15 protein-coding genes are annotated in these 16,762 nt (G+C 53.6%); 11 read left to right on the top strand and 4 right to left on the bottom strand.

All coding sequences use genetic code 11. The features are described from left to right. Window positions 1-7 precede the first annotated feature (7 nt). Complete coding sequence (locus C7445_RS05770; RefSeq protein WP_134159099.1) at window positions 8-370, top strand: DUF423 domain-containing protein; 363 nt, start codon at window positions 8-10, stop codon at window positions 368-370. On the opposite strand, the gene C7445_RS05765 is transcribed toward C7445_RS05770, so the two are convergent. Beyond that, a complete protein-coding gene (locus tag C7445_RS05765; RefSeq protein WP_134159098.1) occupies window positions 269-1,219 on the bottom strand; it encodes a DMT family transporter in 951 nt (316 codons plus the stop codon). The two genes, C7445_RS05770 and C7445_RS05765, sit on opposite strands and share 102 nt — an antisense overlap. A 147-nt stretch (window positions 1,220-1,366) precedes the next feature. On the opposite strand from C7445_RS05765, the gene C7445_RS05760 reads away from it, so the two are divergent. Further along, window positions 1,367-2,539 carry an aminotransferase class I/II-fold pyridoxal phosphate-dependent enzyme gene (locus C7445_RS05760; protein ID WP_134159097.1) on the top strand — a complete coding sequence of 391 codons (1,173 nt, stop codon included), beginning with the start codon at window positions 1,367-1,369 and terminating at the stop codon, window positions 2,537-2,539. Window positions 2,540-2,805: 266 nt separating this feature from the next. Continuing rightward, window positions 2,806-3,810 carry a class I SAM-dependent methyltransferase gene (locus C7445_RS05755; RefSeq protein WP_424922989.1) on the top strand — a complete coding sequence of 335 codons (1,005 nt, stop codon included), beginning with the start codon at window positions 2,806-2,808 and terminating at the stop codon, window positions 3,808-3,810. A gap of 15 nt (window positions 3,811-3,825) precedes the next feature. Here C7445_RS05755 and C7445_RS05750 read toward each other — a convergent pair whose 3' ends face one another. Then, window positions 3,826-4,443 carry a Maf family protein gene (locus C7445_RS05750; protein ID WP_134159095.1) on the bottom strand — a complete coding sequence of 206 codons (618 nt, stop codon included), beginning with the start codon at window positions 4,441-4,443 and terminating at the stop codon, window positions 3,826-3,828. 95 nt (window positions 4,444-4,538) lie between these two features. Between C7445_RS05750 and C7445_RS05745 the strand changes: the two genes are divergently transcribed. Beyond that, window positions 4,539-4,733, top strand: a complete 195-nt coding sequence (locus C7445_RS05745; RefSeq protein ID WP_134159094.1) for a hypothetical protein — start codon at window positions 4,539-4,541, stop codon at window positions 4,731-4,733. 37 nt (window positions 4,734-4,770) lie between these two features. On the opposite strand, the gene C7445_RS05740 is transcribed toward C7445_RS05745, so the two are convergent. Then, window positions 4,771-6,078: a BaiN/RdsA family NAD(P)/FAD-dependent oxidoreductase gene (locus tag C7445_RS05740; RefSeq protein WP_134159093.1), complete on the bottom strand. Its 1,308-nt coding sequence runs from the start codon at window positions 6,076-6,078 to the stop codon at window positions 4,771-4,773. Window positions 6,079-6,165: 87 nt separating this feature from the next. Further along, window positions 6,166-7,068 (bottom strand): DMT family transporter, encoded by a 903-nt coding sequence (locus tag C7445_RS05735; RefSeq protein WP_134159092.1) that lies wholly within the window; start codon window positions 7,066-7,068, stop codon window positions 6,166-6,168. Window positions 7,069-7,236: 168 nt separating this feature from the next. Between C7445_RS05735 and C7445_RS05730 the strand changes: the two genes are divergently transcribed. From C7445_RS05730 to C7445_RS05700, 7 genes are all read left to right on the top strand, one after another. After that, complete coding sequence (locus C7445_RS05730) at window positions 7,237-8,403, top strand: iron-containing alcohol dehydrogenase (RefSeq protein WP_134159091.1); 1,167 nt, start codon at window positions 7,237-7,239, stop codon at window positions 8,401-8,403. Between the two features lie 224 nt (window positions 8,404-8,627). Continuing rightward, window positions 8,628-9,626 (top strand): LacI family DNA-binding transcriptional regulator, encoded by a 999-nt coding sequence (locus C7445_RS05725; protein ID WP_134159090.1) that lies wholly within the window; start codon window positions 8,628-8,630, stop codon window positions 9,624-9,626. 42 nt (window positions 9,627-9,668) lie between these two features. Further along, entirely contained in the window at window positions 9,669-11,834 is a 2,166-nt protein-coding gene (locus tag C7445_RS05720; RefSeq protein WP_134159089.1) for an amylo-alpha-1,6-glucosidase, read from the top strand. Window positions 11,835-11,936: 102 nt separating this feature from the next. Then, window positions 11,937-13,193, top strand: a complete 1,257-nt coding sequence (locus C7445_RS05715) for an ABC transporter substrate-binding protein (protein WP_134159088.1) — start codon at window positions 11,937-11,939, stop codon at window positions 13,191-13,193. Between the two features lie 88 nt (window positions 13,194-13,281). Then, window positions 13,282-14,205: a carbohydrate ABC transporter permease gene (locus tag C7445_RS05710; RefSeq protein WP_134159087.1), complete on the top strand. Its 924-nt coding sequence runs from the start codon at window positions 13,282-13,284 to the stop codon at window positions 14,203-14,205. Window positions 14,206-14,207: 2 nt separating this feature from the next. Continuing rightward, window positions 14,208-15,044 (top strand): carbohydrate ABC transporter permease, encoded by an 837-nt coding sequence (locus C7445_RS05705; RefSeq protein WP_134159086.1) that lies wholly within the window; start codon window positions 14,208-14,210, stop codon window positions 15,042-15,044. A 46-nt stretch (window positions 15,045-15,090) separates the two neighbouring features. Beyond that, entirely contained in the window at window positions 15,091-16,737 is a 1,647-nt protein-coding gene (locus tag C7445_RS05700; protein ID WP_134159085.1) for a glycoside hydrolase family 13 protein, read from the top strand. The last annotated feature ends 25 nt before the right edge of the window (window positions 16,738-16,762 follow it).

The following is a 16,762-nucleotide window of genomic DNA, read 5'->3' as shown; positions in this document are numbered from 1 at the left end:
AGTTTGCATGGGTTTCGCGATCGCGGGAGCTGTATTCGCATTTCTGTCTGTCGCCATCGGGGCCTTCGGCGCCCATGTGATGGCGGATCGGATGTCGGCGGAGATGCTGAACGTGTATCATACGGGAGATCAGTATCAAATGTATCACGCCTTGGCATTGCTTGCCGTTGGCGTGTTGTTGCACCTTGGTATCGGTGGCCGCGCCATGCACTGGGCCGGCTGGCTGTTCGCCATCGGCATCATTCTATTCTCCGGCAGCCTGTACGTATTAAGTATCAGCGGCGTCAAGGCTTTCGGCGCGATCACGCCGATTGGCGGGCTCTGTTTTCTTGCCGGTTGGATTTGCATGATCGTTGGATTTGTGCGCTGATCGCCAAAGGTGCCAGGCGACTCCCGTCAGGCAAATGGCACCGCCAAGTCCTGTTGTTAAGCCGACAGGTTGGCCAAGCAGACTGGCTGCAAGCAGCGTGGCGACAATCGGTTCACCGACGACAGTCATGGCGATGGTGGTTGGTGGCAGGCGGTTGAGCAACAGGTTGAACAGGCCATGGCCAAGAACGGTGGAGACGCATGCCAAAAGCGCAAACATGATCCAGTTATGCAGGGAGTAGGGCGCAAAACGAACGCCCGTGACCGTGTTGACCAAGGCCAGAACGCCGCCTGCGATGGCAAAGACGATGCTGTTATACAGCCACGGCGACAGGGTTTTGCGCGCGCGGCTGCCGACAAGCACATAGGCCGACACGGCTATGGTGCCGAGCAGGGACAAGCTATCGCCGGCTATGTTGTTCCCTTGATGCCCGGCGTCCGCGACTGCGACTATGCATGCGCCGACTATCGCGATCGCCATCGCAAGGACATCGGCTCGTTCGATCCGGGAGCGCAAGCATATCCATTCGCCCACCATGACAAACAGTGGCTCGAGGGCAAGCATGATGAGTGACGAGGCGACGCTCGTCTCCTTGAGCGATTGAATCCAGAATAAAAAGTGCAGGCCCAAGCAGAGGCCGCTTACGGCGAGCCAAGCTGCTGATTGCCACGATAGATGGACGACTTGTGAGCGTTCGCGCCAAGCAAGTGGCAGGATGACCACCGTCGCCATCAGCAGCCGGTACATGCCGATGACGCTCGCTGGCGCGTCGGACCACTCGATGAAGATGGCGGAGAGGGAAATGGCGATGAGGCCACAGGCGAGTATAGACAACGTCCAGAACTTCACTATCGATTCGATCCCCTCTCATGGAGTGTGACGGCTGTGGGCATCTAATACAACGGCCTTGATCAAGAATTCTTGACGTCCGTCCGTGCACTCTGTACATTTTGTCTATCGTTTGTTCTCGTTGGGCGAGAAGGGAGTGCTTCCATATTGAAAATTGAATCAAAGCTCGCGCAAATCGGCAATCGCAAGGATCCGGTAACAGGCGCGATTTCACCGCCCATTCACCAATCGACGACGTACGCTCACCCGGCGCTCGGCCAAAGCACCGGTTTCGACTATACACGTACCCTGAACCCTACGCGTAAAATTGTCGAGGATGCGATTGCGGAACTGGAGTCGGGCGTCCGAGGGTTTGCGTTCGCTTCCGGAATGGCGGCTGTTCATGCCGTGTTTTCCCTGCTGACTCCGTCGGATCACGTCATTGTCTCCAGTGATCTCTACGGCGGCACGTACCGCGTGCTTGAACAGATTCTCAAGCCCATCGGCATTACGGCTACGTATGTGCACACGGGCGATCTCGCTGCTGTCGAGGCGGCTGCAACGCCGAACACGAAAGCGATTTTTATCGAGACGCCGACCAATCCAACGATGCAAATCACGGATCTTGCGGCTTGTAGCAGCCTTGCGAAGGCCCGTGGCTGGCTGTGCATTGTCGACAATACATTTATGACGCCGTATTTTCAACGGCCGATTGAATGGGGAGCCGACATCGTCGTCCACTCGGCGACGAAGTTTCTGGGAGGGCATAACGACGTCTTGGCTGGTCTCGTCGTGGCAAAGTCCGAAGACGTGGCGGAGCGGCTATATTTTATCCAAAATTCTATCGGAGCTGTACTGTCGCCACACGATTCCTGGCTGCTTGTGCGCGGCATGAAGACCTTGGCCTTGCGAATGGAGCGTTCCGCCATGAATGCGAACGCGATCGCGGCCTGGCTGGACGCGCGCGACGATATTGCGAGGGTGTATTTCCCAGGCCTCGATCATCACCCAGGTAAGGCCACCTGCGCGAAACAGGCGAGCGGTTTTGGGGGAATGGTTTCATTCGAAGTCGTTGATGCGCGCATGGTTCCTTACGTGTTAGAACATCTGAAAGTCATCACATTTGCCGAAAGCCTCGGCGGGGTCGAGTCGCTCATGACCTACCCGACGCGGCAGACACATGCGGATATACCGGAAGCGATTCGCAACGCTGTGGGCGTTACCGATAAATTGCTGCGGCTGTCTGTGGGCATTGAACACATCGGGGATTTGATCGACGACTTGAGCGGTGCGCTCGAGTGGGCGACGGAACAAGTATTTGCGCGTGGCAGGCGGGGATAACCTCGTCTGCTTTTTCATGTACTCTCATGCGGACAGACATAAAGGCTCTACAAAACACGTATAGGACTCCATATCGGTCATTTCGCCTACGGATTGAAGTGCAACGCCGTATGTTACGGATCGCAATGGCGAACATGCGGGATACCCCTATCTTATCTGCACTTGTAGAGGGGATGAATTGAATGAGCACCGGAACGACGAAGAATGGCTTCGAGAAACCACCTGAAGCTGCCCAAACCGAGCAAAACGGTGCTGCACAACATCGGATGGATCTCGGCCAAACTCGCCTTGGCCCTTCGTTCCGCTATGACCTGCGTTCACCCGACATGGCCAAGTTGGATCGATTTATTGTCGAGAATCCCATTCGCGACTGGTCGGTGGTCACGTGGAAGGACGTTGGTCGGCCTTTTCGCGTAGAGAATTATGCGAGCGGAAAGCGGGTGTGGGAGGAGCAGAATGGGGATCGAATGCCGATTCAGACATCTTGGGAAATGTTTAACCGTTCTTTTCACAGTTGGTTCGTCAAAGATGTGCCGCATGAACAAAGGCGAATGGTTGGACAATTTGCTCGTGCCATCTTAGGCTTTCGGGGCGCAGAGATAGGAAGTCTCCTGGGGGATCTGCAACAAATCGCTTTGTGGAACACAGCCCATCGCCTAACGGATACGATTTGGGATCCACGCGGCAAGCGTGCGCTGTTTCGGGGACTTGATGTGAATCGACCGCGGATTCTGTTCTTGGGCGCTGCCGAAGGTTATGAAGCCATGCAGCTATTCGCCATGTACCCCGGCGGCGAAGCTGTACTCGTCGACTACGATGCGTTCTGCCAAACTCATCGGTTTGGGGAGTTTCCCGAGGATTATCCGTTTCTCGGCGTCAATCCGAAGACCGGCAGTCCATGTGCATGGTATAAGGGAGACATGAACCTCGCGTATCTGGTGTCGGATATTCGGCAATTACCGTTTCGCCATGAGTTTGACATCGTCATCAGTGTGGGTTTGCTTGAACACTTTCCAGACGAATACAAACCCGAATGTCTCGAATGGCATCGCAAGTTTCTCAAACCGGGTGGTTACGCGATTCTCACGACGCCGCACCATAGTTGGAAGACGAGGCTGTTTTATCACATCATGGGCGAGGCCATGAACTACACGTATCGCGAGTTAATGTCTGTCCAACAGATGGGTTTGTACATGTATGAAAACGGATTCAACATTCTTCGCCACGGCTATATCAAGACACATAACGGCGTGATTGCGCGGGCGAGATAGCACGTGTGACTTGCTTTAGGATTGCCCTTGGTTCGCAGGCATAAAGGTTCGAAGCGGATGCCCGATGTTGGTCATCAATTCGTCGAGCAATCCCAAGGGCAGTCCCACCACGTTGTAGTAGTCACCTGTTATCGCCTGCACCAACAGGCTTCCGTACCCCTGAATCGCGTACGATCCGGCCTTATCCAACGGTTCGCCGGTCGCAACGTACCACTGCATCCAGTTTTCATCGCGCGATCGCATGGTGACAGTGGTATGTGCAAACTCGACCATCGACCGTTCACCGGCACGAACACAGACGCCTGTATACACGTCGTGTGTCTTGCCGGCGAGGGAGAGGAGCGTTTGCAGGGCTTCCTGTCTGGATGCAGGCTTGCCGACGATGCGGCCATCCATTACAACGACTGTATCTGCCGCAACGATGACTTCGTCGGCCTTCTGTCTCTGCAGCCAAACCGCGTTTGCCTTGCGCCGGGCCAACTGTTTCACCGCATCCGGTGCCGCTGTGCCTGGTGCGATTGCCTCGTCGACTCGACTGACCACCACGTCGAACTCCACGCCGAGCATGGCGAGCAATTGACGGCGGCGGGGCGATCCAGACGCCAGGATCAGGGTCGGGTGAGTGTCTGCCATCAGATGATGCCTCCGTTTCGAAAACCTTCCGTGTTTTATGGTCGCGAGTTCGGGAAACCTGAGAACGCGATCGACTTGCAAAGGAGGCGTTACTCATGCCATCGCGACGAAAGTCGATTGGGCGCGGCGATGAAGCGTCTGGGCCAGTCATGAGCGCCGAGGCGAGCGCGGCCATGCGCCGTGGCGCCCGGTTGGACGAGGAGCACCGATACGGAAACCCGGCGAACGGCAAGTACGCGCGCAAGCTCGGCGGTGAATATGGAGCATCCGTGCAGGACGAGCAAATCTAGTGGTTTTGACTCGCACAACGCCCCATTGTGTCTTGGGCTATGAGTCGGCGCCGGCGGTCGTGTCGGCGCTGACTGGTGCCTGCGCGGAACGCACCTGAAAGGCGGCTGATTTTCCCGCCAGACGCCCGGTTGAAAACGCCACGGTAATGTTGTATCCCCCTGTATGTGCGTGTACATCCATCACTTCTCCGGCAAAAAACAAGCCACGACACAATTTTGACTGCATGGTCTTTGGATCGATCTCTTTTACACTTACGCCGCCACCCGTGACGGTGGCCTTCTCGAGTGGCAAGGTCCCTGTCACGTGAACCGGACATCGTTTGATAGTCTGCCCAAGTTTGTTCATCTGCACGCGTGTCAGGTGAGCCAACTGCAGGTCGCGTGGCACGCGCGCAACGTCGGCGATATAAGCAGCCAATCGTTCCGGAAAGGCGAGCTCGAGCTCTGTTCCCATGGCTCGCCGCGGATGTCGGGCGCGATCGTCCTGCAAGCTTTGCAACCATTCATCTTGCGTTGTAGTGGGCAACAGGTCGATGGTTGCCTGCAGGTCGATGTTCGGATCGCGCCTTTTGGCGGTTGAAACGTAGTGACTGCAACGGAGTGCCGCGGGACCGCTCAGGCCGAAGTGGGTGAACAACAAATCCCCACTCTCGGTTGTCAGGCGCTTGCCCTTGCCCGTCCAGATGCTGATTTCAATTCCATACAGGGACAGCCCCTGCAGCTTTCGCGAGACAATCCATGGCTCATCTGAGCGGAGGGGCACTTCCGTAGGATAGGGATCGACGATGTGATGTCCAACGGATTTTGCCCATGCGTAGGCGTCACCGGTGCTTCCCGTTTGGGGCACGCTGCACCCGCCAGTAGCGATCACGGCAGCCGACGCAGTGAGGGTTTGCCCTCGAGCCAAACGAATGCCTGAGAATTGCCCGTCCTTGGCCAGTATGCGGGAAACGGGAGTATCCAAAAGCACTTCGACCCCTAGGGAATACATACGATCCACCACCGCCTTCACGACAGTTTTTGCGTCGTTTGAGACGGGAAAGACACGGCCTCGATCTTCTTCTTTCAACCCAATTCCAAGTTGTTCAAAAAAGTGCATAATGTCCTGATTGGAAAACTGACTTAGTGCCGAGTATAGAAACTTCGCGTTGCCTGGTATGTTTTCCATCAATTCGGGCAATGGTTTGGCATTGGTGACGTTGCAGCGGCCGCCGCCAGAGATGGCGAGCTTGCGGCCGAGCCGATTCCCCTTTTCGATGAGCATGACACGGGCACCATATTCGCGCGCTGAAATGGCGGCCATCAGTCCTGCCGGGCCGCCGCCAATCACGATGACGTCGTACATGCGAAATCCTCCGGTATCATGAGTCATTCCAGTGTAGGGAATGATGATGCCGACCGCAAGCCCTAGTGTCATTTGCAGGTGGATGATTTAACCCATCACGAGCATCATCGCACTGAAGCCAATGAGCAGCGCGGCGGCGCCACTCCACCAGGATAAACGTTCCAGTCGGGCGAGAAAGGCAGCGGAGAATAAAGCGACAAAGACAGGTTCGGATGCGGCAAGGATAGCAACGGTCGATACGGAGGCGTGATCGGCGGCCAAAAAGAACAAAAAGACACCTGTGGCGGAACACCAACCGGCGACAGCGAGCCAGATGTTCAGGTGTTGGCCGTACCATTGTAAAAGTGGCCACAAAGTACCACGGCAAAGCAGCCATATGGCGTACATCGAGGTGGCTGCACACAGATCGATGGCAGCCGCGGGAAGCGGTGACAGACCCGTCTGCACGCTCAATTGCCGAAAGACGTGGCCGACACCTTGAATACATGCCGCTGCCACGCCAATGGCGGCAGCACTGTGAAACGCAAACCGGGATGTGCGCTGTTTGCGCATTCGGCTTTCGATGACGAGCAATAGAATGGAACCAAAGACACCGCAAAGTCCAAGACCATCGTCGAATGACGGATCTTCGCCAAGCGCGAGTGCCGCAACGGACATGGTTGCCACAGGACTGATGCCCTTGAGCACAACGCCGCGTACGGCGCCAAGTTGGTGGACAGCGCGATAAAGCAGCATGCGCCCTGTAAACGTGCCAAGGATGCCGGAACAAGTTGCCCACAGCACGGACACAAGCTGGTTGGATTTCGGTTCAAACAGGCTGCCGCCGAGCATGGCTTCCACGGCTGTGACACCGGTGAGCGATACAGAGCTCATGATGAGAATCGGAAGCAGCCCATAGTCAGGAGGAGATGATTCAGCCTGACCTTTGCGCAAAAAGCAGTAAGATAACGCGTAGCAGATTGCGCTGCCAAGAGCGGCCAAGAAGCCCATGCGCGCTCACCTCCGTCGTTCTGGACAAACCATGTGTATTCGAAACTTGCGTGAAGTAGAAGATCAGTCACATTTGGCGATTCTTCGCCTCCTTGTTACAATGTGAGAGCGGCTATCAAGTGTTTAGTGAAGCTGCAGGAGTCCTGACTTGGGAAAGGAGTCATACAAGTGGACGCATTTCGTTTTTACAATCCGACCACGCTGTACTACGGCAAGGGTCAAATAGAGAAGCACCTGGCGGATGAAGTTACAAAAATCGGTAAACGAGTGCTTTTGCTTTACGGCGGTGGAAGCATTAAGCGCAATGGTCTTTACGATAAGGTCGTCAGTATCCTTCAAAACGCGGGTGTACGTCTTTTTGAATTGTCAGGGGTTGAGCCCAATCCGCGCTTATCCACTGTACATAAAGGCATAGACATTTGTCGTGAGAACAACGTCGACCTGATTTTGGCGGTTGGCGGAGGATCCGTTCTCGACTGTGGCAAAGCCATCGCGATGGGCGTCAAGTATGATGGCGATGTGTGGGACATTTATCAGCGCAAGGGGAAAGCCACCGGCGCACTGCCGCTCGGCACCATTTTGACGCTTGCCGCAACTGGTTCAGAAATGAACTCTGGCGGTGTCATTACCAACTGGGAAACGAAAGAAAAACTGGGCGGCGGTTCGCCGTACACGTTCCCGGTCTTTTCCTTCTGCGATCCGGAGAACACATACACGGTTCCTCGGGATCAGACGGTCTATGGTATCTGCGACATGCTCGCCCATTGCTTTGAACATTACTTCCACCCAACGCGTCATACGCCGTTACAGCAGCACTTGATTGAAGCCGTTATGCGAACCATTGTCGAACATGCAAAAACGGCCGTGGAAAATCCGAATGACTACGATGCTCGTGAGACGATGATGTATTGCAGCACAATGGCCCTGAACGGAATGATCTCCATGGGTATCAGAGGAGACTGGGCATGTCACGCAATTGAACACGAGATCAGCGCCATTTATGACATCCCGCACGGCGGTGGGTTGGCGATTGTCTTCCCGCATTGGATGGAGCACGTGAAAAGCGCGAATCCAAGCCGTTTTGCATCGCTGGCCAAACATGTCTTTGGCGTTGATGGCGGTGGCAAGACGGACGCGGAGCTAGCCGATATCGCGATCGCGCAGGTCCGCGCGTTCTATCAGTCGATCGGCGCCCCGCAGCGCTTGGCCGACTACGAAATTGGCGATGAGCAGTTGGAGCGGATGGCAAGCCAGGCGGTTCGCTTTGGCGAGATCGGAAACTTCAAGAAGCTTGGCAAGGATGACGTGTATCAAATCTTGAAGTCGGCCCTGTAAGCTGGAATCAACATGTGGGCGCCTTCTTTTTGGGGGCGCCCGTCTTTGTTCAATGGGCACCAGTGTGGTCTGTAGGATGTAAGCGTTGGACGTGGCACTTGCGATCCGAAACGTTTTCGGGTACGATATGGGCAATCGCAAGGGATATTGAGAGAACTTCATCCTGAACTATTTCGTGGAATCATTGAAAACGTTTCAGTTGATTGGGGAAAGGGGAATCCGCCATGACCGTCACCATTCGCGACGTGGCAAGGGCTGCCGGTGTTTCGATTACGACAGTTTCCCGAGCATTGAACGGTGGCGATGACGTGGGGGAGGAGACTCGTCGGCGTGTGCTTGAGGTCGCAAAAAAACTGAACTATCGTCCAAGTCATGTCGCACGCAGCCTGGTCTTGCAAAAAAGTCGTAACATCGGGTTGCTCGTGTCAGATTTTAATCGCGGTGGTCACCACTTTATGTACGATGTGCTGGTGGGTGTCCACGACAAACTCGCTGAGTACGGTTATGACGTGACATTGGTGAGTACCAACACCGCTCGCCAACAACTCATCAGTTATGTTGATTTTTGCCGCGAGCGCAGCTTGGAAGGTGTTGTCGTTATGGGCATCCGTTTGGATGACCCGTACGTCGAAGAGGTTGTCGAATCAACACTGCCGAGCGTCGTGATCGATCTGCCGCTCTTAAGCCGGCATTGTGGCTATGTGATGACGGACAACGTCAACGGTGTGCGCTACGCGATTCGGCATTTGGCGAATACGGGGCGTCAGCACATTGGGTTTATCAATGGGTATTCCCAGGCGGCGGTCAGCATTGAGCGGTTACGGGGATTTGAAACCGCCATGCGGGGCTGTGGCATGCCGTATAGCCGTGATTCCATCCTTCATGCCGATTTCACGATAGAAGGTGGCGCCAAGGCGCTTGCTGAGCTTTTGGAGAGATGTCCTGAAACGGATGCGGTGTTTTTTGCCAGCGATTTGATGGCCATAGGTGGCATTCAGCACTGCAAGGCATGCGGAATTCGCATTCCAGATGACCTTGCGATTATTGGTTTCGACAATATTGAATTGGGCAAATTCGTAACTCCAGCATTGACGACTGTGGCTCAGCCGCGCTATGCGATGGGCGCTGATGCTGCTGACATGCTGGTGCGCATGCTTCAGGACGATGAGCAGCCTTCCGGAATCTTGTTGCCACCGGAACTGGTTGTTCGGGAGAGCGCATAGCCAAGCCCAAGGCTGGCTGACTGGGAGAGGAGAAAAAAGAGCATGAATTTTCATGTCATTAAGGAAGACGATCTATTTTACCTATCAGATGTACAAGGTATGTCTGCGCGTGAGTCCGAAAACGTTTCGGGAAGCGGTTTGTTTACGCGTGACACGCGTCTATTGTCACGCTTGAACTGGGTGACCAAACCGGATTCCCTCGTGATGCTCGAGAGCGAGTCGAAGGAAGGGTATGAATACCATTATTTGTATACCAATCGACCTCCAGTCCAGGCTGGCGACATACCGCGAGAGAGTATCCTGGTTACGCGCTCACAAACTGTGGACGGTCATGTCTTCAAGGAAAGCGGTATCATCCACAATTACTCGGGTTCACCCATCGAAATGGCGATATCGTATGAGATCGACGCCGATTTTGCCGACATGTTTGAAGTCAGGGGCTTCGCAGCTCCGTTTGAACGGGAAGTGCATGTCGATGTGCAAGGGAACGTTTGCAGCTACAGTTATACTGCACGGGATGGCAGAAAGATGAAGACGGATGTAGAGATCCTCGCAGGGGATTTTGTATGTTCATGGACACCTCTTCGCGATACAGCCATGCAGTGCGAGTTTACGCTATGCGTACCCGCTCATGGGCACGTGGTATGGGCGCTTGTGGCTCGGCCATCCATAGACGATACAAGTCGGGCGAATAGTCAGTCCTTTAGCTCCGAAAACGTTTCCGGGAGTAAAGGAGTGCATCTCGATGTGCACCGTTCGTACGAAGAATGGTTCTCGCGAATGCCACGCGTAGCGGGTGATGATAGGTTCGCGGCCTGGTATACACAGGGACTTAAGGACATTCGCATGCTCTTGACCGACTTCGGATATGGGCGATTCCTCGTGGCAGGCGTCCCTTGGTATGCGGTGCCGTTCGGGCGTGACAGTTTGATTGCGGCCCGCCAGATGATGATGGCAGCTCCGGATATCGCGCGTGGAACGCTTGCTACTCTGGCTCATTTTCAGGGCAAGGAGGTTAATCCTAGGCGCGATGAACAACCCGGGAAAATCCTGCACGAATTGCGCGACGGAGAATTGAGTCGCACGGATGTGCTTCCCTTCAGCCCTTACTTCGGGAGCATTGACTCGACACCACTTTTTCTCGTGGTGCTCGCCGATTATTTCCAGTGGTCGGGCGATCGCGCGTTTGTCCGTGAGATGCTTCCTGCTGTGAAGCGCGCCTTCGAGTGGATCGAGCACTATGGCGATCGCGATGGTGACGGCTTTGTTGAATATTGGTGTGAATCTGACGGAGGAATTGCCAATCAGGGTTGGAAGGACTCGGGAGACTCTGTGATGGACGTGCATGGTCAGCTTGCCACCGGACCCATTGCGCTCGCCGAGGTCCAAGCCTACGTTCATAAGGCGTATACCAACTGGGCCCGGATTTTTGACTTATTTGGCGACGACGCGGAGTCGATCCGCTGTTTCAACCGTGCTCACGAATTGCAACAGGCGTTTCTCCACCACTTCTATGACCCTGGGAAGAATTTGCTAGCGCTTGCGCTGGATGGCGGCAAGAAACCTTTGCTCGTTGCTTCATCCAATATGGGGCAGGTGCTTTGGAGCGATATCCTACCGCTTGAGATCGGCATGTCCATTGCAAAGCGCATGTTGGAGCCTGATTTATTCAGCGGGTATGGGATAAGAACACTTTCTGCCGAGGAAGTCAGCTACAACCCGCTGAGTTACCACAATGGTTCTGTTTGGCCGCATGATACGAGTCTGATCCTTGCTGGTATGCAAAAGTATGGTGGTTGGGCACTCGCGGAACCGATCGTCAGCGGCCTTCTCATGGCGCAGGATGGTTTTGCACAGCGTCGCTTGCCGGAACTATTCTGTGGGTTTGCCATCGACGAGGTCGAGAAACCGGTGCCGTACCCCGTGTCGTGCTCGCCGCAAGCCTGGGCTGCAGCGGTTCCGGTGTTCGTGTTGGAGCAAATGTTAGGGATGGAGCCGGATGCACCATCGGGGCGGATGACCCTTCATCCGCATCTGCCAAGGGAAATCGATCGTTTGACGATTGAAGACATCTGCGTGGGTCAGGGCAAGTTCAGTGTCACCCTGTATCGAGCAGATGATGAGGTGCAAGCGTCGGTCCTGGCGAATACCACAGGTCTGACCATTGATGTACTCACTTCCATGAAGGGAGTGATGTCAAAAGCCTGAATCAATGGGCAGCCAAGAAACGGATGTTTGATTGGTTTGATGCTAAACGCAAGGGCGATTTCAATCGGTGGGGTCAAAACCAAGTTTAGGAGGAATGGGAGTATGAAGACAAAAGTGGCTGGCTTGGCCTGCATGGCACTGGTCGGCATCGGCGCTGTCACCGGCTGTGGTGCTCCATCGCAATCCAGTAATATCGGCAACCCCTCAACTTCGGCACCTGTCCATCTTACTCTCGGCATGTGGGCATCGAGCCCAGCGGAAAAGACGCTGGTACAGAACCAGGTTGCAGCATTTGAGAAACAGAATCCAAATATCAAGGTGAGTATTCAGGTTATAACCGGAAATTATCTACAGGCCTTGCAGCCGATGCTCGCCGCACACAACGCACCGGACATTTTCTATGTCGATTCGTCGTATGCGCCAACGCTCGAAGCGTCGGGGGCTATCATGCCGTTGGACAGTTACGTGAAACAGAACCATGTTGACTTATCTGATTTTCGATCCAACCTGTTGAAGGCATTTACGTGGAAGGGTCACATTTACGGTATCCCAAAAGATATGAACACAATGGCCCTTGAGTATAATCCGGCGTTACTTGCAAAGGCAGGTATCAAGTCTCCTCCAAAAACATGGAGTGAATTTGACCAAGACGCTATCAAATTGAAGGCCAAGGGCATTGTCCCGTTGGATATGCCGATCGACGTCGCTCGCTACTATCCATTCATCGCTGATATGGGTGGCAGCTACTACAATGAAGCCAAAGATCAAGCTACGTTCACGAATAAGGCCAATGATGCTGGACTGACATGGTTCATGAAGGAGATGGAAGAGAAAAACTTCGTGACTCCGCAGGATCAAGGCGGTTCGTGGGCCGGGATTCCGTTTGCACAAGGAAAGGCCGCGATGGCTTTGGAAGGGGCATGGTTGGTGCCCTCCATGCAACAGACCGCTCCGAATTTGAAGTACGGGATTGCAGATTTCCCGTCTCTGAATGGGAAGGACGCCAACATGCTCTTTACGGTAGCGTACGAAATGTCGCGCACAACACAACATCCGGCCGAAGCAGCCAAGCTCTTGTTCTTTATGACCGGCAAACAAGCGCTGAAGATGACAGCCGACTCCGGACTAGCCATCCCATCGCGAACGAGCGAGCAGGGCGAATTCCTGAAAAAATATCCTTCATACAAGGGATTCGTCGATGGACTCAAAGGTGCTATTCCTTACCAGTTTGGCACCCTTGGACAGAACTTCCTAGACGCAATTAACAATGCAACACAACAAGGCATTCTCCAAAAGGAGTCAGCGGCGCAGGTCCTGAGCCAAGCCCAGCAAACGCTCAACTCGCAGATGAACGATTGATCCACCGCTGTATTTCCACCCGGGTGCGCGCTCCTTGGCGCACCCTTGGTGGCTTGGCAGATGAACTTAAGCAAAGGAGGAAGTGCATTTGGCCGTTTCGGTACAGCCAAGTCGCGTATGGCGTTATCGCTGGCGAAGGAGCGATGTCGATCAGGCTTTGGCGGGATATCTATTCATTCTACCTGCACTTGTCGAACTGTTTGTTTTTTTACTTGGGCCCATCGTGTATGCATTTGTCGTGAGTTTCAAGCATTTTTCCTACCTTGATCCGCTGGATGCACATTTCATCGGATTGACAAATTACATTCACTTGTTTCAAGACCCTGTCTTCCTAAGGGCGCTCTGGAACACAACCGTATACGCGTTGGTTGTAGTTCCGGTGCAGACGGCTTTAGCCCTGTTCCTTGCGGTCGTAGTCAATCGCATTCGCGGCAAGACCGTGTTTCGGGTGATCTACTACCTGCCATCCATTACGTCGACTGTCGGGGTCGCCGTTATCTTCGGTTTTCTCTTTCAACCCAATGGATTGCTCAATCGTCTGTTGTTTCTCACGTTGCATATTCAAGGGCCGGATTACTTTAACAGCCCGGTGTTCGCCCTTCCGGCCATCATGGTCGTAGCCATTTGGACGACAGCAGGACAGTTCATGATCATCTATCTAGCAGCATTGCAAGATATACCGACTGAGCTGTACGAAGCGGCCGCAATCGACGGCGCACAAGGCTGGCAAACACTGCTGAGTGTAACCGTGCCCATGCTCAAGCGGACTACATTTCTCGTCATGGTTCTTGGGATGATTGGGGCATTTCAGGTCTTCGACCTAGTGTATGTCATCTCAGGCAATAGTTCACTGCCGCAGCAGGATACAATGACAGTGGTTCTCGACTTGTTTGAAAAGGGATTCCGCACGATGCAAATGGGCTATGCATCGGCGATGGGATTCGTGTTGTTCGCCATCATCTTGTTGCTGACACTCATTCAACAGCTGTTCTTAGGACGGGAGGATTCCTAACGATGGCCATCCATGAGCGCGGTACAAAGTGGAGACGGGCGCGTATTGGACTGTACGTGGTGGCCACTGCCTATGCGCTAGTTTCCCTATTGCCGTTTATCTGGTCCCTGTATACATCTCTCAAACCAACCTCGGAAGTATTTCAGTTGCTTGTCCCGTGGCATACCCTTACCGTATCGAGCTATGCTTCGATCCTGCACGACTTTCCGTTTGCAAGATGGTTCGTGAACAGCCTGGTTGTCGCGGTCATCGTGACGGTGGGCAATCTCGTGGTCAACACCTTTGCCGGATACGCCTTTGCGCGGTTGAAGTTTCCATTACGTGGTTTTCTGTTTTACCTGTTTCTTGGGATTATGATGATTCCCGGCCAAGTTGTACTCGTTCCCATCTACATCATCCTGGTGAACTTGGGGTGGATCAACTCCTATGCTGGATTGACCATTCCGTTTCTACTCAGTTCAACAATGGTATTTCTCTCGCGTCAATTTTTCCTCGGAATACCTAAGGAATTGGAAGAAGCTGCACGGATCGACGGCGTAGGTCACTGGGGGATGTTCTTTCGCATCATGCTGCCTTTGTCAAAACCACTATTAGCGGCCCAAACCATCTTGACATTCCAGGGCAACTGGAACTCATTTTTGTGGCCTTTGCTGATTGGACAAACGACTTCCATGTATACACTTCCGGTAGGATTAAATTCGTTCTATGGGCAGTATAACGCGTACTGGAACAGTGTGATGGCGGGGATGCTATTGCTTACAGTGCCCATGATGATCATCTTTGTCATCTTCCAGCGGCAGTTCGTTCAAGGGGTCGCGAGCGCTGGGTTGAAGGGATGAGCCTGTCTCGATCGCACATGACGAAACGGCATACTCGGAGGACAGCATGAAACGTGAATGGTGGAAAGAAGTCGTTGTATATCAGGTCTATTGGCGCAGTTTCAAGGACACGAACGGCGACGGCATTGGAGATTTGGGCGGCGTGATCGAAAAACTCGATTATTTGGCCGATCTTGGCGTTGGTGTCATCTGGCTAAACCCAGTGTATGATTCGCCGGATCGTGATAATGGATACGACATATCCGATTACTACAAAATCATGCCAAAGGCAGGGAGCATGGAACAATGGGAAAGGCTGCTTCATGAAGTTCACTCTCGCGGGATGAAGCTCATCATGGATTTGGTCGTCAATCATACATCCAATCTTCACCCGTGGTTTCTGGAGTCCCGTTCTTCGCGCCACAATCCCAAGCGCGACTGGTATATTTGGCGCGATGGGAAGGATGGAGCGCCTCCAAATAACTGGCGTTCATACTTTACCCCATCGGCCTGGGAATGGGACGAAGTGACCGGTCAATATTATTTTCACTCGTTTGCAACAGAGCAACCCGATTTAAACTGGGCAAACACGGACGTGCGCAACGCGATATATGACATGATGAAGTTTTGGTTAGACAAAGGGATTGACGGTTTTCGGATGGATGCCATTAATCTTCTTGCCAAACCTGCGCTGTTCTCAGATGCAGACAACCCGTCCGATATCAGTTATCTCGCCAACAATCCGGGTATCCACGAATATTTGCGGGAGATGCATGATCGCGTTCTGAAGCATTATGACGTCATGACGGTGGGTGAAATCCCGTTCGTCACGCCTGAGGAGGGGCTGAAGTACGTCGGGCAGGATCGGGGCGAACTGCATACGTTGTTCCATTTTCAAGTCTGTGACGAGATGCCAGGGTGGGACATGCTGCGCTTCAAGTCCATTCAAAAACGCTGGCATGAGGTGTTTTACGGGCGGGGTTGGAACTCTCAATTTTTAAACAATCATGATCATACACGCCAGGTTACACGATATGGTGATGATGACGAATACCGAGTGGAATCCGCCAAGTTGTTGGCAACCATGATCCACACCTTACCGGGCATTCCGTATGTGTATCAAGGCGAAGAAATCGGGATGACGGGTGTCCACTTTCCGTCCATCGAGGATTATCGGGACATCGCGCTGATGAATCGATACGGCGAGGAAGTGAAAAAAGGGCGTAGCCCAGAGGCAGTTCTCGCTGAGCTTGCACCGCTTGCACGCGATAACTCGCGCACGCCCATGCAATGGGACGATTCGCCGAATGCAGGTTTTACGAAAGGCGAGCCATGGATTAAGGTCAATCCGAATTACGTGGAAATCAATACGAAACGCGATCGAGAACGACCGGATTCCATTTTTGCTTATTATCAGAAGTTAATCTCACTGAGACGCCAAAATCCAATCATGATTTACGGCGATTATGTGGACTTGTCCGATGGGGACGAAGCGCTTTACGTATATACGAGGAAATGGGAGGATGAAGTGTGGCTCATCATCCTGAATCATGCGCAGACGCGGACATCGTTTCACGTGCCGGAGTTATTCGCGGGACAAACAGCTCGGCTCATCATCGCAAACTATTCGGACGTTGCACGCGACGGGCTGTCCGACACATGCTTGCGGCCATATGAGGCCCGCGTGTATGCTTTGTGTGACGTGCAGAGTTAAGCTGTTCATGCAATATATCAACGGG

Source organism: Alicyclobacillus sacchari (assembly GCF_004366795.1).
GTDB classification, from domain to species: Bacteria; Bacillota; Bacilli; order Alicyclobacillales; family Alicyclobacillaceae; genus Alicyclobacillus; species Alicyclobacillus sacchari.
Note: the sequence above shows the minus strand (reverse complement) of the source record. Positions and strands in the feature narration are given on the sequence as shown.